We start from the raw sequence: 17,723 nt of genomic DNA, 5'->3' as shown, positions 1-17,723 counted from the left end.
GCTCAAGCTGAACAATCCTTGCCTTAACCATAACACTGGGCTTTGCCACCGGCCGCCGCAATGGAAACCATTCGTTAAGGTTAACGGCCATCCACAGGCTCGCGAGAGCGGCAGCGAATTGGGCGACGCCCCTTAGTTGATCGGCGGGTAGAGCGTATCGATGATCATGCGCGCATCATGGCGGGAATCGATCATGCCATAGGTATTGCGCCACTGGCCGGCGAGGCGCGTTTCGACGAAGGCGTCGGCGATCCGCCCTGCCCCGAGCCTGCGAAGCTCTGCCGCCGCCGCCGACAATGCCAATTGCTCGGTCAAGAGCCGCGCCGAGCCCTCGTCGGTTGCAGCGACCTGCATTGCCGCCTTGAGCACGCCGACGGTGCCGCGTCCGCCGGCGCCGAGATCGCGGTCGATGCCGGCCAGCACGTCATCGAACAGGCCGGGTGCACGCCCCAGCACACGTAGTACGTCGAGCGCCATGACGTTGCCGGATCCCTCCCAGATCGCGTTGACCGGAGCTTCGCGATAGTAGCGGGCGAGCGGCCCCTCCTCGACATAGCCGTTGCCGCCGAGGCACTCCATCGCTTCATAGAGCAGCGGCGGCGCAATCTTGCAGACCCAGTATTTGACGACCGGCGTCATGGCGCGCGCGAAGGCCGCCTCGCCGCGGTCGCCGGCCGCCTCGTCGAAGGAGCGCGCCAGCCGGAACGACAGCGCGGTAGCGGCGGCAACGTCGAGCGCCATATCGGCCAGCACACGCTGCATCAGCGGCTGCTCGACCAGATTGGTTCCGAACACCTTGCGGTGGCGCGTGTGGTGGACGGCCTCGGCCAGTCCGGCCCGCATGATCGCCGATGAGGCGACGGCACAGTCGAGCCGCGTCAGGGTCACCATGTCCATGATCGTCTTCACGCCCGCGCCCGGCTCGCCGACCATCTCGCCGATGGCGTTGACGAATTCCACCTCCGACGAGGCATTGGAGCGGTTGCCGAGCTTGTCCTTCAGCCGCTGAAAGCGGAAGCCGTTGCCGGATCCGTCGCCGAGCAGGCGGGGAACAAGAAAGCACGACAGTCCCTCCGGCGCCTGTCCGAGCACCAGGAAGGCATCCGACATCGGCGCCGACATGAACCATTTGTGGCCGGTCAGGCGATAAAACCCGCTGCCCGCGCGCTCCGCCCTGGTGACGTTGGCACGGACATCGGTGCCGCCTTGCTTCTCGGTCATGCCCATGCCGAGTGTCAGCCCGGCTTTTTCGACCGGAGGCTTCTGGCTTTGATCGTATTTGCGCGTCGTCACCCGGGGCGCCCATTCGCGAAACAGCTTTGGGCTGGCCATCAGCGCCGCCAGCGAAGCGCTGGTCATGGTGATCGGGCAGAGATGCCCGGTCTCGAGCTCAGCCGTGAGGTAAAAGCGCGCGGCGCGCACCTGATGGCGGCGGCCGATCTCGGCATCGCCGTTCTCCCAGACCGACGAATGCAGCCCGTTGGCAACAGAGCGGCGCATCAGCGCGTGATAGGCGGGATGGAACTCGACCTGGTCGATGCGCCGGCCCTGGCGGTCATGGGTCCTGAGCTTCGGCATCTCGACATTGGCAAGACGGGCCAGTTCCTGCGCCTCATGGGTCAGAACGAAACGGCCAAGCCCGTCGAGGTCCTTGCGCACCGGATCGGAAAAGCGCTCGGCAAGCTGGATCAGCAACGGATCGCCCCGCCAGGCGTTGCCGCCGGCCAGCGGCGGCGGCTGGTTGGTCACGTCGTCAGTCACGCTTCGTCCTTATCACCTGAAGGCTGCGAATCCAAAGCCAAGGCGGTTTATAGCCTATGGCCAGCGGCGCGCGACGAAAATACCGGGGAGAACCAATCCAATCCCAAGCCGGTGCTTGCAGCCGCGGAGCCTCCCCCCTATAGCAGCGACTTGAGATGACCGACGCATCGTCCCTGCCGCTTTATCCCCACCGCCATCTTCTGGGCATCCGCGATCTTTCCCCTGCCGACATCGAGCTTCTGCTCGACCGGGCGGACAGGGCCGTTGCCATCTCGCGGCAATCGGACAAGAAGACATCGACGCTGCGCGGCCGCACCCAGATCAATCTCTTCTACGAAGCCTCGACCCGTACGCAATCGTCATTCGAGCTGGCCGGCAAACGGCTCGGCGCCGACGTCATGAATATGTCCGTAGCGAGTTCGTCGGTGAAAAAGGGCGAGACGCTGATCGATACGGCGATGACGCTGAATGCCATGCGTCCCGACATATTGATCATCCGCCATCAATCGGCCGGCGCGGCAGCACTTCTTGCCCAAAAAGTTGGCTGTTCGGTGGTCAATGCCGGCGACGGCGCCCATGAGCACCCTACCCAGGCGCTGCTCGACGCACTGACCATCCGCCGCGTCAAGGGTCCGCTCTCGAAGCTGATCGTGGCGATCTGCGGCGACATCCTGCATTCGCGCGTGGCCCGCTCCAACATCATCCTGCTCAACGCGCTTGGTGCCCAGGTCAGGGTCGTCGCCCCTTCGACGCTTTTGCCCGCCGGCATCGAGAGGATGGGCGTCATCGTCACACGTTCCATGGCCGAGGGTCTGAAGGACGCCGACGTGGTAATGATGCTGCGCCTACAGCGCGAACGCATGGAAGGCGCTTTCGTACCGTCGGTGCGCGAATATTTCCGCTATTTCGGCCTCGACGCGGAGAAGCTGAAGGCGGCCAAGGACGGTGCGCTGGTCATGCATCCCGGCCCGATGAACCGCGGCGTCGAGATCGCCTCCGAGATCGCCGACGGCCCGCAAAGCGTTATCCAGGAACAGGTTGAGATGGGCGTCGCCGTGCGCATGGCGGTTATGGAAGCGCTGCTCGACCCCCGTCGAAACCACGAGGGCCGCGCCTGATGAGCATAACGGTCTTCCGCCGGGCCCACATCGTCGACCCGTCGCGCGGCATCGATGAGGTCGGCACCGTCATCGTCGAAGGCCGTAAAATCGTTGCCGCCGGCAGGGCGGCCTTGAACCAGGGCGCGCCCGACGGCGCCACCATCATCGACTGCGCCGGCAAGACTATCATCCCCGGATTGATCGACGCGCGTGTCTTCATCGGCGAACCCGGCGGCGAACACCGGGAGACCATTGCTTCGGCGAGCATCGCTGCGGCGGCTGGCGGCGTCACCTCAATCGTCATGATGCCCGACACCGACCCGGTGATCGACAATGTCGCACTGGTCGAGTTCGTGCTGCGCACCGCCAAGGACACCGCAATCGTCAACATCTTGCCGGCAGCAGCGATCACCAAGGGGCTGGAAGGCCGCGAGATGACCGAATTCGGCCTGCTGCGCGAGGCCGGCGCGGTCGCCTTCACCGATGGCCGGCATTCTATTGCCAGCGCGCTGGTGATGCGCCGCGCGCTGACCTATGCGCGCGATTTCGGTGGCGTCATCGCGCATGAAACCCAAGACGCCGACCTCGCTTCGGCCGGCGTGATGAACGAAGGCCTTTACGCAAGCTGGCTTGGCCTTGCCGGCATTCCGCGCGAAGCCGAATCGATCCCCTTGGAGCGCGATCTCGCGTTGGCTCGCCTGACCGGCGGCGCCTATCACGCTGCCAAGATTTCGACGGCTATGGCAGCAAGCGCGGTAGCACGCGCGAAAGCCGATGGCGCCAATGTCACATCAGGCGTGTCGATCCACAATCTGTCGCTCAACGAGAATGATGTCGGCGAGTACCGCACCTTCTTCCGGCTGACGCCGCCGCTGCGCGCCGAGGAAGACCGGCTGGCGATGATCGAAGCGATCAAGGACGGCACCATCGATCTCATCGTCTCCTCGCACGACCCGCAGGACGTCGACACCAAGCGCCTTCCCTTTGCCGATGCCGCGGCCGGCGCCATCGGCCTGGAAACGCTGCTAGGCGCAGCGCTGCGGCTCTATCACAATGGCGACGTGACGCTGCTCCGGCTGGTCGAGACACTGTCGACCGCGCCGGCAAGATTGTTCGGCCTGCCCGGCGGCACGCTGAAACCGGGGGCATTGGCCGACCTTTCGCTCGTCGATCTGGACGAGCCATGGGTCGTCAGCGAGAGCAGCATCCGCTCACGCTCGAAAAACACCTGTTTCGAAGGCGCACGACTGCAAGGCAAGGTCTTGCAAACGATGGTGGCGGGCCGCACAGTGTTTTCGGCCTAGGACGAAAACAGGCGTCAGGGCTTAAAATCCGCTCAGCCAAGGAAAGTTCGGGGGAACAATGGCTTACAGTCCCGTCTTGGCATTGGTGTTCGGCTATCTTCTCGGCTCGATCCCGTTTGGCCTGCTGATCACCCGTGCCGCCGGCCTCGGCGACGTGCGCAACATCGGCTCCGGCAACATCGGCGCCACCAATGTGCTGCGCACCGGCAACAAGAGCTTGGCCGCGGCCACGCTTCTGCTCGACGCCCTTAAAGGCACCGCGGCGGTGCTGATCGCAGGCCGCTTTGCGCCCGAGCTCGGACTTTGGGCCGGCTTCGGCGCGTTTTTAGGTCATCTCTTTCCGGTCTGGCTCGGCTTCAAGGGGGGCAAGGGTGTCGCCACTTACCTTGGCGTGCTGATCGGCCTTGCCTGGCAGGCGGCGCTGATCTTCGCCGTCGTCTGGCTGGCGGTGGCTTTCCTGTTCCGCTACTCCTCGCTCGCGGCGCTGACGGCAGCAGTCGTGGTGCCCATGGCACTGTATTTCCTGAGCACGCCGCAGATTGCCGGGCTTTTCGCGGCGATGAGCCTAATCGTCATCGTAAAGCACCGCGCCAACATTGCGCGGCTGCTTGCCGGCACCGAGGGTAAGATCGGGGCCAAGGAGTGAGCGAGCCCGACGCTGGGCCGCGCCTCAGCGACCGGCAGCGGCTGAGCTGGCTTCGTCTGATCCGCACGCCGAATGTCGGCCCGGCTTCCTTTCGCGACCTGATCAACCGGTTCGGTTCGGCCGAAGCAGCGCTATCGATGCTGCCCGAGCTGATGATTTCGGGGGGCGCCAAAAAAATCGTCCGCATCCCGTCCATTGCCGAGACCGAGGCGGAGCTGGAGACCGCCCGGCGGGCTGGCGCCCGCTTCGTCGGCATCGGCGAAGCGGATTATCCGCCGCTGATGAAAAGCATGGATCATCCGCCGCCGCTGCTCGCGGTCAGGGGCAATAGCGCGGTGTTCCGCTTGCCAGCGGTCGCCATCGTCGGCGCTCGCAACGCATCGCTGGCCGGCATCAAGATGGCGCGGATGCTGGCGGCGGATCTCGGCCGCGACGGCTATGGCATCGTCTCCGGCCTGGCGCGCGGCATCGATACGGCCGCGCACCAGGGCAGCCTTGCGACTGGCACAATCGGCGTGCTCGCCGGCGGCCTCGATTTGCCCTATCCGCCCGAAAATGCCGGCCTGTGCGACGAGATTGCCGAGCGCGGCGGCGCCATCATCTCCGAAATGCCGTTTGGCTGGCAGCCGCGCGCGCAGGATTTCCCGCGCCGCAACCGGCTTGTCGCGGGTGCTGCATTAGGGCTGGTGGTGGTCGAGGCCGCACAGCGCTCCGGCTCACTGATCAGCGCCCGGCTTGCCGGCGAGATGGGCCGGCTGGTCTTTGCCGTTCCCGGTTCGCCGCTCGATCCGCGCGCTACCGGCGCCAATGGCCTGCTCAAGGACGGCGCAACCCTTGTCACCGAGGCCGCCGATATCACCAGTGCGATCGCCCCGCTGGTCGGCGCCCGGGCCCCAAGGACATCGCCGCTTGAGGAGCCGCCCGACTTTTCGGCAACGCCGCCGCCGCGCGAGGACGACCGCGACCGCGTCGCCGAGGCGCTCGGCCCGACGCCAGTGGCGGTAGACGAGATCATCCGCCACACCGGCCTGCATCCCGCTCAAGTGTTCATGGTGCTGCTGGAGCTCGACCTCGCCGGACGGCTCGAACGCCATCCCGGCGGCAACGTCTCACTGATCTGACCGAGAGCTTGCGCATGTCACGGCAAGCAATCCCGACGTGATCCCGATGGCCGATCCGAGCAACAAACCAAAGCAGACGCTGTTCACTCGTACGACGGCCCTCGTCTGGTCAGCGCTGAGCGTCATGCTGGCGCTGCAATGGTCCGCCGATCTCGGCATGCTGGGTTTTCCTGATGGCTACATAACGCCCTTCGCAAGAGCGACCAGCACGCTTCTGGGCATTCTGACCGCAGCCTGCATGGCCCAGGGTCTCTACTTTTTCCTGGCCGGCGTGTTCGGCAGAAAGGTAAGCGCCGTCGGTCTTTGCCTGCAAATCCTTGCCGCAGCGGTTCTTACCGTGGCGCCAGTGCTTATCGTGAAGGATTGTCCGGGTTCTCAGCTGTGCAGCAAAGCCTATGAGGCACTCACAGGCACGATGATGGACGATGGGGCGGGCGGCTAGAGCCACTGCATGCGTTCGGCACGAGGTTGTCACCCATGTCTTAGGTACAATCTGTTACCCATGTCTCCGGGTTGGACACATCTTGATTGTGGTGAGCGCGATGGGATTCGAACCCATGACCTACTGATTAAAAGTCAGTTGCTCTACCGGCTGAGCTACGCGCTCCCGCGGGCTCAGAAAGGCCGCCCTCGAAATTGCGCGGAACATAGGGAGAGTGCCTCTGCCGGTCAACCGGAAAAAGACGGCTCGCAAACCGGACTGTCCTGCAGTGTCATCATGCCTTGCGGAGCGCTTCGGCGTCGACGGAACGGCCTCGTTCTCGCGCAAGACCGAAGCTCGCCCTCTATGCCGACAAAGGCAAGCAGCAAATCGGAAGAACCTTTGCGGATCAGCAGCTTGGGATTTTTGGCGGAACAATTTGCGCAGCCTGCCCGTTTCCCGCGATAAGGGACATGCGTTTCAAGGAGAAGACCATGAATAGGATCATGTCGGGCCTGCTGGCGACCACTCTTTCGATCTCATTCGCTGCCGCGGAGATCGTGCCAGTCAACGCTCAGCCCAGCTATGCGCCCCCGGCCCAGGGGCTCACCTCGAATATCCAGACCGTCCAGTACGAGCCGTGGCGGAGGCACCGGAATTTCAATCGCGATTTCTCGCGTCGCGATTTCCGTCGCAATTTTGCGCGTGACGACGGCATGTACTGGCGTGGCCATCGCGGCTATCGCGAATATCGTCGCGGCTATCGCCGTCACGGCGACTTCTGGTTCCCGCTGGCTGCGTTTGCTACCGGAGCGCTGATTACCGGCGCGATCGTCAACCAGAATCGTGTCTATCGTGGCGATGCCCACGTGCAGTGGTGCTATGACCGTTATCGGAGCTATCGCGCTTCTGACAACACTTACCAGCCCAATTACGGTCCGCGCCGGCAGTGCCGGTCGCCTTACTGAGTCCCAGATTAGAGGCTGCAAGCCCGCGCCCGAAACGGCGCGGGTTTTTTCATTAGTGCGAATCCCGGGCATCGGGGCATCCCTGCCTATTGCGTACTTAGCGTCCTGCGCACAGCGTGGCGCCAACCGGCTAGCTTGGCCGCACGTGTCGAAGCATCCATGTCCGGCTTGAACCGGCGCTCGAGCGCCCAACTCCTAGCGAATTCCCGCGCCTTCGGCCAGACACCGGCCTTCGAGCCGGCCAGCCATGCCGCACCAAGCGCGGTCGTCTCGAGAATTGTCGGCCGGTCTACCGGCGCATCGAGAATGTCGGCCAGCCGCTGCATGGTCCAGTCCGACGCCACCATGCCGCCATCGACCCTGAGCACGGTCTTGGCCGAGGCGGCCTTCCAGTCCTTGCGCATGGCGTCAAGCAGGTCGCGTGTTTGGAACGCAACGGATTCCAGTGCCGCGCGGGCAAATTCCGCCGGCCCCGAATTGCGGGTCAGCCCGAAGATGGCGCCGCGCGCTCCGGCATCCCAGTGCGGTGCCCCGAGCCCGACGAAAGCAGGCACCAAATAGACGTTCTGCGTCGGATCGGCTTCCGCTGCCAATTTGCCGCTATGCTCGGCCTTGCCGATTACCTTGATGCCGTCGCGCAGCCATTGCACGGCGGCGCCCGCGATAAAGATCGAGCCTTCCAGAGCGTAGGTGGTCTTGCCGTTCAGCCTGTAGGCGATGGTGGTCAAAAGCCGGTTCTTCGAACGAACCAGATCGCTGCCGGTGTTGAGCAGCGCGAAGCAACCGGTGCCGTAGGTGGATTTCATCATGCCTGGCTCGAAACAGGCTTGGCCGATCGCCGCCGCATGCTGGTCGCCGGCCACACCGAGGATTCTGATCTCTGCACCAAACAGGCTTTTGTCGGTGATTCCAAAATCATCGGCACAATCTTTCACCTGCGGCAGCATTCTTGCAGGTATGCCGAAAATGGCCAGCAGCTCGTCGTCCCAAGCGTTTTGTTCGATGTTGTAGACCAGTGTGCGCGAGGCATTGGTGGCGTCAGTCGCGTGGACCTTGCCGCCAGTCAGGCGCCAAATCAGGAAACTGTCGATGGTGCCAGCCAGCAGCTCGCCCTTCTCGGCGCGTTTTCTTGCGCCCTTCACCTTGTCCAGCATCCAGGCGATCTTGGTGCCGGAGAAATAGGGATCGAGCAGCAGGCCGGTCTTTTTCGTGAATTTCTTCTCCAGCCCCAGCTTCTTCAGTTTCTGGCATAGCGGCGCGGTGCGACGATCTTGCCAGACAATCGCGTTGTGGATCGGCTTGCCGGTCTGTTTGTCCCAGATGACGACCGTTTCGCGCTGGTTGGTGATGCCGATCGCGGCGACTTCCGCTGCGTTGCGGCCGGCTGTCTTCAGCGCGGCCTTCACCGTTTCCACGACGCTTGCCCATATCTCCTCGGGATCGTGCTCGACCCAGCCGGAGGCCGGATAATATTGGGTGAATTCCTTTTGCCCGCTGCCGACGACCATCATCTTGTCGTCGAACAGGATCGCCCGGCTCGATGTCGTCCCCTGGTCGATTGCAAGGATATATCCGGTCATTCTCTCTCCCGTCGAAGCGAATTCAAGGTGCTGCGATGTCTCGACGCCAGATGGCGCGGAGCCGTTCACGCAAACAGGGGAGACGGCAACATGCCGCCTCCCCTGAGTATGGCGATGCGGGCGCGGACGCCCGCATCAAACGGCCCTATTGCTGCCAGCTCTTCACCAGCTCGTCGTAGTTGATGGTGACCGGCTTTTCCTTCTCGTTCTCGATCTTGAGCTGAGGAGCGAGATTGCCCTTCTTGACCGCTTCCGCATTCCAGTAGGCGAGGTCATGCTCTTCGGCCATCTTCGGGCCAATATCGCCCTGGACGCCCGACTTCTCGATGCGGCTCATCACCTTTTCCTGCTCGGCGCAGAGCGAGTCCATCGCTTCCTGCGCGCTCTTGGCGCCCGACGAAGCATCGCCGATCGCCTGCCACCAGAGCTGTGCCAGCTTCGGATAGTCCGGCACGTTGGTGCCGGTCGGGGACCACTGGACGCGCGCCGGCGAGCGGTAGAACTCGATCAAGCCGCCGAGCTTTGGCGCACGTTCGGTGAAGCTCTTGTCGTGGATCGTGCTCTCGCGGATGAAGGTCAGGCCGACATGGCTCTTCTTCACGTCGACCGTCTTCGAGGTGACGAACTGCGCGTAGAGCCAGGCGGCCTTGGCGCGGTCGGTCGGCGTCGACTTCATCAGCGTCCAGGAACCGACGTCCTGATAGCCGAGCTTCATGCCGTCCTTCCAGTAGACGCCATGCGGCGACGGCGCCATGCGCCACTTCGGCGTGCCGTCGTCGTTCAGCACCGCCTTGGCGCTGGCGTCGACCATGCTGGCGGTGAAGGCGGTGTACCAGAAGATCTGCTGGGCAACCGCGCCCTGCGCCGGAACTGGCCCCGATTCGGAGAAGGTCATGCCTTGGGCTTCCGCCGGTGCATAGGCCTTCAGCCAATCGAGGTACTTCTGGATGGCATAGACGGAAGCCGGACCATTGGTGTCGCCGCCGCGCGCCGTGCAGGAACCGACCGGACGCGAATTCTCGTCGACCTTGATGCCCCACTCGTCGACGGGCAGACCGTTCGGAATGCCCTTGTCGCCATTGCCGGCCATCGACAGCCAGGCGTCGGTGAACCGCCAGCCGAGCGACGGGTCCTTCTTGCCATAGTCCATATGGCCGTAGACCTTCTTGCCGTCGATCTCACGCCCGGTGAAGAACGCTGCAATGTCCTCATAGGCCGACCAGTTCACCGGCACGCCGAGGTCGTAGCCGTATTTGGCCTTGAAGTCCGCCTTGTTCTTCTCGTCGTTGAACCAGTCGTAACGGAACCAGTAGAGGTTGGCGAACTGCTGGTCGGGAAGTTGGTAGAGTTTCTTGTCGGGCGCGGTGGTGAACGAAGTGCCGATGAAATCCTTCAGGTCGAGATTCGGGTTGGTGACATCCTTGCCGTCGCCTGCCATCCAGTCGGTCAGGTTGCGCACCTGCTGGTAGCGCCAGTGCGTGCCGATCAGATCGGAATCGTTGACCCAGCCGTCATAGAGGTTCTGGCCGGTCTGCATCTGGGTCTGGATCTTCTCGACGACGTCGCCTTCCTGGATGACGTCATGCGTAACCTTGATGCCGGTGATGGCCGTAAAGGCCGGCGCCAGCACCTGCGATTCATATTGATGCGTGGCGATGGTTTCGGAAACCACCTTGATATCCATGCCGGCGAAAGGTTTCGCGGCATCGATGAACCATTGCATCTCGGCTTCCTGGTCGGCGCGCGAAAGCGTCGAAAGGGGCCCGATTTCCTTATCGAGGAAGGTCTTGGCCTCGTCCATTCCGGCATAGGCATTGCTTGCCCCGAGCAACAGGACAAGCGCAGTTGTTGATGTCAAGAATTGCCGTCGCATGTATTTCCTCCACTGTTAAAGTTCAAAGTGCGATCTGGATCGGCGGCCGGCACGCCGCCGTTCCAACAGTTTCCCCCTCTATACGTAGCGGAACACGCCGACGGCGTAGACCACGGAGAGAGCGAGAGCCCACCACAGATTGGGTCCGACTAGACCCAGCCAAGCGAGATGGATAAAGGCGCTGCCAAGCAGCGACAGGAACAGGCGGTCGCCACGCGTCGTTTCGAACCGCAGCACGCCGACGCGCGGATTGCCGCCCGGCGAGACGTATTCCCACACCGCCATGCCGCAAAGCAGCAGAAAGATGGTTCCAAAGAAGGCCGCGGTCGGCCACGTCCAGGCCATCCACGAAAAATCGAGGTTGGACGAGAGGTTAAATCCCCACAGGCGGATATTGGCCGGATCGCTGAAGCCCACCGTTATTGCCACGAAATCGATTTGAAGTGCCACCCAGGCCACGACGACCAGGGCGAGAAGCAGCACGGCCCACCACCATGGGCTTCTGTCGACCTGCTCCATCATACCCTCCCCAGGGCAAAGCCCTTGGCGATGTAGTTGCGCACAAACCAGATGACGAGCGCGCCGGGAATCAGCGTCAGCACGCCGGCTGCGGCGAGCAGCCCCCAATCCATGCCGGCGGCCGAAACGGTGCGGGTCATGGTCGCGGCGATCGGCTTGGCATCGGTTGTCGTCAGCGTACGGGCGATCAAGAGCTCCACCCACGAGAACATGAAGCAGAAGAAGCACGCCACGCCGATGCCGCTCGCAATCAGCGGCATGAATATCTTGATGAAGAAGCGCGGGAACGAATAGCCGTCGATATAGGCGGTCTCGTCGATCTCCTTGGGTACGCCCGACATGAAGCCTTCGAGGATCCACACCGCCAGCGGCACGTTGAACAGGCAATGCGCCAGAGCCACGGCGATGTGGGTGTCGATAAGGCCGAAGGCCGAATAAAGCTGGAAGAATGGCAGCGCGAACACCGCCGGCGGCGCCATGCGGTTGGTCAGCAGCCAGAAGAACAGATGCTTGTCGCCGAGGAAGCGATAGCGCGAAAAGGCATAGGCAGCAGGCAGTGCCGCAGCCACCGAAATCACCATGTTCATAACCACATAGGTGATCGAGTTGATGTAGCCCGAATACCAGGACGCGTCGGTGAAGATGGTGCGGTAATTCGCCAATGTCGGTGCGTGGGGGTAGAGCGTCAGCGACGAGACGATCTCGCCATTGGTCTTGAAGCTCATATTGATGAGCCAGTAGATCGGCAAAAGCAGAACGATGATGTAGAGCGTCGGCACGATCCACCACCAACGCGACTCCTCGCCGCGACGGCGCATCAGCCGTGCGATCTCGTCCTGCCGTAGCGTGCTGGCGAGCCCTTCCGAAGCTGTCGTCTCGCTCACCCTATCGGCTCTCTCTTCGGTGCGGCTCATCTCAGCGCTCCGCGTCGTAATTGGTCATCACGGTGTAGAACACCCATGACAACAACAGGACGATAAGGAAGTAGACCAGCGACATCGCCGCCGCCGGGCCGAGGTCGAACTGGCCGAGCGCGGTCTTGACGAGATCGATCGAAAGAAAGGTCGTCGAGTTGCCGGGTCCGCCGCCGGTCACCACGAACGGTTCGGTGTAGATCATGAAGCTATCCATGAAGCGCAGCAGCACGGCGATCAGCAGCACGCGGTTCATCTTCGGCAGCTGGATGTAGCGGAACACCGCCCAGCGCGAGGCACCGTCGATCTTGGCCGCCTGATAAAAGGCATCCGGGATCGAGACCAGGCCGGCGTAGCAGAGCAGAACGACGAGGCTGGTCCAATGCCAGACGTCCATGATGATGACCGTGACCCAGGCGTCGTATGGGTCTTGCACATAATTATAGTCGATGCCGAGCGCGTTGATGTAATAACCGAGCAGGCCAATGTCGTTGCGCCCGAACACCTGCCAGATGGTGCCGACGACGTTCCACGGGATCAGCAGCGGCAACGCCATCAAAACAAGGCAAACAGGCACGCCCCAACCCTTCTTCGGCATATTGAGCGCAATGAAGATGCCGAGCGGCACTTCGATCGCCAGGATGATGAAGGAGAAGACAAGGTTGCGGATCATCGCCTGCCAGAAGCGGCTGGAGGAAAGCAGTTCCTCGAACCATTCCGTGCCGGCCCAGAAGAAGACGTTATTGCCGAAAGTGTCCTGCACCGAATAATTGACGACCGTCATCAGCGGTATGACCGCCGAGAACGCCACCAGCAGCAGCACCGGCAGCACCAGGAACCAGGCTCTGTTGTTCCAGGTCTTTTCCACTTCAGGCTCCCATCTCGACGCGCCAGGAATTGGCATAGATGTTGATGCCGGCCGGGTCGAACCGCACCTTCGGATCAGCCGGAACTGTCTCGTCCTCGCCGATGACGGCGGCGATCTCGCGCCCTTCAAGATTGGCACGGACCACCTTGTGGCGGCCGACGTCCTCGACCTTGCTGATCCGGACGGCCATGCCCTGGCTGCCTAGGCGCACATATTCGGGACGGATGCCGAGTTCGATGGCGCCGCCGCCCGCCTTGGGCACGCCCGGCAGTTCGATCTGCTGCGAGCCCAGCTTCGCTGTCTTGCCGTCGATCGCCACCGGCATGACATTCATGCCGGGCGAGCCGATGAAATAGCCGACAAAGGTGTGGCGCGGGTGCTCGAACAGCTCTGCCGGTGTGCCGATCTGCACGATTTCGCCGTCATACATGACGACCACCCTGTCGGCGAAGGTCAACGCCTCGGTCTGGTCGTGCGTGACATAGACCATGGTGTAGCCGAAGCGGCGGTGAAGCTGCTTCAACTGCGAGCGCAGCACCCATTTCATATGCGGGTCGATGACTGTCAAAGGCTCGTCGAACAGGATGGCATTGACGTCGGAGCGCACCAGCCCGCGTCCGAGCGAGATTTTCTGCTTCTGGTCGGCGGTCAGTCCGCGCGCCTTTCGTTCGGCCATATCGGCCAGCCCGGTCATCTCCAGCGTCTCGCGCACCTTGCGGTCGACGTCGGCCTCCGGCACGCCGCGATTGCGCAGCGGGAACGCCAGATTGTCGTAGACGGTCATCGTGTCGTAGATCACCGGGAACTGGAAGACCTGGGCGATGTTGCGCTCTTGGGTCGACAGATTGGTCACGTCCCTGCCGTTGAACAGCAGCTGGCCATGCGAGGGATGCAGCAATCCCGAAATGATGTTGAGCAGCGTGGTCTTGCCGCAGCCGGATGGGCCGAGCAGCGCATAAGCGCCGCCATCCTCGAAGGTGTGGTGCACTTCCTTCAGCGCGAAATCGGCATCCGTGCGCGGGTTCTGCAGATAGGAGTGGCGGATATGATTAACATCGATGCGCGCCATCGCTTCCTCCTAGGCCGCCAGCTTCGGCGCGGCCACGGCACGGCCGTGCTCGTCGAAGACCATGATGTGGCGCGGGTCGATGAACACCTCGACCTCCTCGTCCGGCTCGAAGTCGCGAATGCCATGGGTCAGCATGACCCAGCGCGCATCGGCAAAATCGAGATGGACGAAGCTTTCCGATCCGGTGATCTCGGTGATCGTCACCTTTGCGCGCACCGGCACTGCGGCGGCGTTGGGCCGATCGAGGGACAGATGATGCGGCTGGAAGCCGATCGTATAGATCGCATCGGCAATGCCGAAGAGTTCCGCCGGCACCGGCAATTTCACGCCGCCCTCGAGCAGGAAATCCAGACCCTTCTTGGCAAGCACGATGGTGTTGAGCGGCGGATCGGCGAAGGTTCTCGCCGTCACCAGATCAACCGGTTTGCGGAACACTTCGATGGTCGGCCCGAACTGGGTGATGCTGCCTTCGGAAAGCGTCGCCGTGTTGCCGCCGAGCAGCAAGGCTTCGTGCGGCTCGGTCGTGGCATAAACAAAGATTGTACCGGCGGCCGCGAAGACTTTCGGCAGTTCCGCGCGTAATTCTTCGCGCAGCTTGTAGTCGAGATTGGCGAGCGGCTCGTCGAGCAGCACGAGGCTGGCATTCTTGACGATCGCGCGGGCCAGCGCGGTGCGCTGCTGCTGGCCGCCCGACAGACTGAGAGGCGTCCGGTCGAGATAGGGCGTTAGTTTGAGAAGGGCGGCGGCATTGCGCACCTCCCTGTCGATCGCTGCCTGATCCGTGCCGGCCACCCGCAGCGGTGAGGCGATGTTTTCGTAGACCGTCATCGCCGGATAATTGATGAATTGCTGGTAGACCATGGCGACGTTGCGCTTTTGCACCGGCATGCCGGTGACATCCTTGCCATCAAACCAGACCGAGCCCGAGGTCGGCACGTCGAGGCCCGCCATCAGCCGCATCAGGCTGGTCTTGCCGGAGAGCGTCGGCCCGAGCAGGACGTTGAGCGAGCCGTGCTGAAGCGTCAGCGAGACGTCGCGGATATGTTCCGCCGCACCCACCGTCTTCGTCACGTTTCTCAGTTCAAGCATGATGCCTCCTCCCAGGCTTTCTGCATCAGTCGGCCGTTCCTATTCGGCAGCCGCTACGTGCTGCCGGCTTATTCCGCGCATGAACTCGTCGAGCACTGCCGCCTGCTCACGGCTGAGACGCAGGCCGCGCTTGGTCCGGCGCCACAATACATCCTCGGCAGTCATCGCCCATTCGTTTTCGACGAGGTAGCGCACCTCGGCTTCGTAGAGATCGGCGCCAAAGTTGCGGCCAAGATCGACGTTCGACTTGGCGAGGCCCAGCAGCTTCCTTGCGCGGGTGCCGTAGAGCCGGGTCAACCGGCGGGCCAGCCGGGCGTCGAGGAACGGGTACGCCGTTTTCAGTTTCGCCACCTCGGCATCGAAGCCGGTGACGGGAAAGTCACCGCCGGGCAGCGGTGCGTTTGCCGTCCATGGTTTGCCGCGCTTGCCGAGAAAACCCTCGATCTTCTCAAGCATCGATTCCGACAATCGGCGGTAGGTCGTGATCTTGCCGCCAAAGGCGTTGACAATCGGGGCGGCACCCTCGCCTCCATCGGCCTTCAGCACATAGTCTCGGGTGGCTTCCTGCGCCTTTGAGGCGCCATCGTCGTAGAGCGGTCGCACCGCGGAATAGGTCCAGACGATATCCGACGGCTTGACCGGCTGCGCGAAATATTCGCTTGCCGCAGCGCAGAGATAGTCGATCTCGGCGTCATTGATCCTGACGTTGTGCGGATCGCCGGGATAGTCACGGTCGGTGGTGCCGATGAGCGTGAACTCGTCCTCGTAAGGGATGGCGAAAATGATGCGCCCGTCCTTGTTCTGAAAGAAATAGGCGCGTGGGTCGTCGAATTTCTTGCCCACGACGATGTGGCTGCCTTGTACGAGGCGGACATTGTGCACGTCGTTCAGGCCGACGGTGGCCGACAGCACCTGATCGACCCACGGGCCGGCGGCATTGACCAGCAGCCGCGCCTTGACCTCCTCGGTATCGCCGGTCCGCACATTTTCAAGCCTGACCGTCCAGAGATTGCCTTCGCGGCGTGCGCTGACGACCTTTGTTCGGGTTCGAATGGTTGCACCGCGTTCGGCAGCGTCGCGGGCGTTCAACACAACCAGCCGGGCATCGTTGACCCAACCGTCCGAATATTCGAACGCCTTTCGAAACAGCGGCTTCAGCGGCTTGCCGGCCGGATCCTTAGCCATGTCCAGCGTTTTCGTCGGCGGCAGCAATTTGCGCCCGCCAATATGGTCGTAGAGGAAAAGCCCGAGCCGGATCAGCCAGGCCGGACGCAGCCCCTTGGCGTATGGCAGCACGAAGCGCATCGGCCAGATGATGTGCGGCGCGTTCCTCCACAGGACCTCGCGTTCCATCAGCGCTTCGCGTACCAGGCGGAATTCGTAGAATTCGAGATAGCGCAAGCCGCCATGGATCAGTTTGGTCGAGCCGGAAGAGGTCCCGCTGGCCAGATCGTTCATCTCGGCAAGAAAGACCGAAAAGCCACGTCCAACGGCATCGCGGGCGATGCCGCAGCCATTGATGCCGCCACCGATGACGAAAATGTCATGAATCGGTGATGCGCTCAAAGAATCCTCCCTCGATTTCGCATTGCAGCATTTTTGGGTTCTTGCGAAACCGTACGGGAATTATTTCGAAATGATAACGAATGTCAAACGAAATGTGATAGGCGGAAGATGCCGCGACGGCATCTCTAGGATAGCGACGTTTCGATCAGCTGAACTTCTGCCTCCTGGCAGATCTTACGCACCGACGGGATGTCGCAACGATCGGTGATAAAGGTGTTGACCTGCGACAGATGGCCGATGCGGACGGGCGCGGTGCGCTCGAATTTGGTCTGGTCCGACACCAGGATCACATGTCGGGCGTTGGCGATGATCGCCTGAGCCACCTTCACCTCGCGAAAATCGAAGTCGAGCAGTGCGCCGTCATGGTCGATGGCCGAGGCGCCGATCACCGCAAAATCGACCTTGAACTGCCTGATGAAATCGACCGCGGCCTCGCCGACCACACCGCCGTCGGAACCGCGCACGACACCGCCGGCGATCACCACCTCGATCGAAGGATATATGCGCATCCTGTTGGCAACATTGATGTTATTGGTGATGACCATCAGGCCGCTGTGATCGAGAAGCGACTTGCTGACAGCTTCCGTCGTTGTCCCAATATTGATGAACAGAGACGCGTTGTCGGGGATCAGCCGGGCTGCTGCGCGGCCGATCGCCTCCTTCTCCTCGGCGGCGATCTTGCGCCGAGCCTCATATTCCATGTTCTCGATGCCGGAGGGGAACAATGCCCCGCCATGGATGCGGGACAAAAGCCGCTGGTCGCAGAGATCGTTGAGATCCTTGCGGATCGTCTGCGGCGTCACGTTGAAATGCGTCGCCAGCTCCTCGACCAGTACGCGGCCATGGTCCTTGGCCATCTGGATGATTTCGGAATGACGCGGCGACAGATACATCTAGCAACCCTCTCATTTTCGTTTTTCTCGT

General features: G+C 62.4%; 16 protein-coding genes and 1 tRNA gene. 6 read left to right on the top strand and 11 right to left on the bottom strand.

What is annotated here, in order from left to right:
- Positions 1-132 precede the first annotated feature (132 nt).
- Positions 133-1,761, bottom strand: coding sequence for a DNA alkylation response protein (locus NKJ15_RS17895; protein ID WP_352816506.1), 1,629 nt, complete (start codon positions 1,759-1,761; stop codon positions 133-135).
- A gap of 155 nt (positions 1,762-1,916) precedes the next feature.
- Here NKJ15_RS17895 and NKJ15_RS17890 point away from each other — a divergent pair, with 155 nt between their 5' ends.
- The 5 genes from NKJ15_RS17890 to NKJ15_RS17870 are packed head-to-tail and all read left to right on the top strand — an operon-like array spanning position 1,917 to position 6,374.
- Positions 1,917-2,879 (top strand): aspartate carbamoyltransferase catalytic subunit, encoded by a 963-nt coding sequence (locus NKJ15_RS17890; RefSeq protein ID WP_352502370.1) that lies wholly within the window; start codon positions 1,917-1,919, stop codon positions 2,877-2,879.
- Positions 2,879-4,165 (top strand): dihydroorotase, encoded by a 1,287-nt coding sequence (locus NKJ15_RS17885; RefSeq protein ID WP_352816503.1) that lies wholly within the window; start codon positions 2,879-2,881, stop codon positions 4,163-4,165. The genes NKJ15_RS17890 and NKJ15_RS17885 overlap by 1 nt, the downstream gene beginning before the upstream one ends.
- Positions 4,166-4,223: 58 nt before the next feature.
- Entirely contained in the window at positions 4,224-4,811 is a 588-nt protein-coding gene (gene plsY / locus NKJ15_RS17880) for a glycerol-3-phosphate 1-O-acyltransferase PlsY (protein WP_352471677.1), read from the top strand.
- Positions 4,808-5,932 carry a DNA-processing protein DprA gene (gene dprA, locus NKJ15_RS17875; protein WP_352682843.1) on the top strand — a complete coding sequence of 375 codons (1,125 nt, stop codon included), beginning with the start codon at positions 4,808-4,810 and terminating at the stop codon, positions 5,930-5,932. The genes plsY and dprA overlap by 4 nt, the downstream gene beginning before the upstream one ends.
- A gap of 46 nt (positions 5,933-5,978) precedes the next feature.
- Positions 5,979-6,374 carry a hypothetical protein gene (locus NKJ15_RS17870; protein WP_352682962.1) on the top strand — a complete coding sequence of 132 codons (396 nt, stop codon included), beginning with the start codon at positions 5,979-5,981 and terminating at the stop codon, positions 6,372-6,374.
- 89 nt (positions 6,375-6,463) lie between these two features.
- On the opposite strand, the gene NKJ15_RS17865 is transcribed toward NKJ15_RS17870, so the two are convergent.
- Positions 6,464-6,539: transfer RNA gene (locus NKJ15_RS17865), tRNA-Lys, on the bottom strand.
- A gap of 308 nt (positions 6,540-6,847) precedes the next feature.
- Here NKJ15_RS17865 and NKJ15_RS17860 point away from each other — a divergent pair.
- Positions 6,848-7,321: a BA14K family protein gene (locus tag NKJ15_RS17860; protein WP_352744256.1), complete on the top strand. Its 474-nt coding sequence runs from the start codon at positions 6,848-6,850 to the stop codon at positions 7,319-7,321.
- Positions 7,322-7,407: 86 nt separating this feature from the next.
- Here NKJ15_RS17860 and glpK read toward each other — a convergent pair whose 3' ends face one another.
- From glpK to NKJ15_RS17815, 9 genes are all read right to left on the bottom strand, one after another.
- Positions 7,408-8,901, bottom strand: coding sequence for a glycerol kinase GlpK (gene glpK, locus NKJ15_RS17855; RefSeq protein ID WP_352816499.1), 1,494 nt, complete (start codon positions 8,899-8,901; stop codon positions 7,408-7,410).
- A gap of 145 nt (positions 8,902-9,046) precedes the next feature.
- Positions 9,047-10,774, bottom strand: coding sequence for an ABC transporter substrate-binding protein (locus NKJ15_RS17850; RefSeq protein ID WP_352816496.1), 1,728 nt, complete (start codon positions 10,772-10,774; stop codon positions 9,047-9,049).
- 78 nt (positions 10,775-10,852) lie between these two features.
- The gene (locus NKJ15_RS17845; RefSeq protein WP_031193610.1) at positions 10,853-11,119 is read right to left on the bottom strand and encodes a DUF2160 domain-containing protein; all 267 of its coding nucleotides are present in this window, start codon (positions 11,117-11,119) and stop codon (positions 10,853-10,855) included.
- A gap of 173 nt (positions 11,120-11,292) precedes the next feature.
- The gene (locus NKJ15_RS17840; protein ID WP_352448784.1) at positions 11,293-12,207 is read right to left on the bottom strand and encodes a carbohydrate ABC transporter permease; all 915 of its coding nucleotides are present in this window, start codon (positions 12,205-12,207) and stop codon (positions 11,293-11,295) included.
- Position 12,208: 1 nt separating this feature from the next.
- Entirely contained in the window at positions 12,209-13,075 is an 867-nt protein-coding gene (locus NKJ15_RS17835) for a carbohydrate ABC transporter permease (protein ID WP_352502510.1), read from the bottom strand.
- Position 13,076: 1 nt separating this feature from the next.
- Complete coding sequence (locus NKJ15_RS17830; protein ID WP_352502509.1) at positions 13,077-14,144, bottom strand: ABC transporter ATP-binding protein; 1,068 nt, start codon at positions 14,142-14,144, stop codon at positions 13,077-13,079.
- 9 nt (positions 14,145-14,153) lie between these two features.
- Complete coding sequence (locus NKJ15_RS17825) at positions 14,154-15,233, bottom strand: ABC transporter ATP-binding protein (protein WP_352502508.1); 1,080 nt, start codon at positions 15,231-15,233, stop codon at positions 14,154-14,156.
- Between the two features lie 39 nt (positions 15,234-15,272).
- Positions 15,273-16,799, bottom strand: a complete 1,527-nt coding sequence (glpD, locus tag NKJ15_RS17820; protein WP_023674890.1) for a glycerol-3-phosphate dehydrogenase — start codon at positions 16,797-16,799, stop codon at positions 15,273-15,275.
- A 125-nt stretch (positions 16,800-16,924) separates the two neighbouring features.
- Entirely contained in the window at positions 16,925-17,692 is a 768-nt protein-coding gene (locus tag NKJ15_RS17815; RefSeq protein WP_023674889.1) for a DeoR/GlpR family DNA-binding transcription regulator, read from the bottom strand.
- Positions 17,693-17,723: the final 31 nt, after the last annotated feature.

The organism is Mesorhizobium sp. M0207 (genome assembly GCF_040321995.1).
In the GTDB taxonomy this organism is placed as follows: domain Bacteria; phylum Pseudomonadota; class Alphaproteobacteria; order Rhizobiales; family Rhizobiaceae; genus Mesorhizobium.
This window is presented reverse-complemented; position numbering and strand designations above follow the sequence as displayed.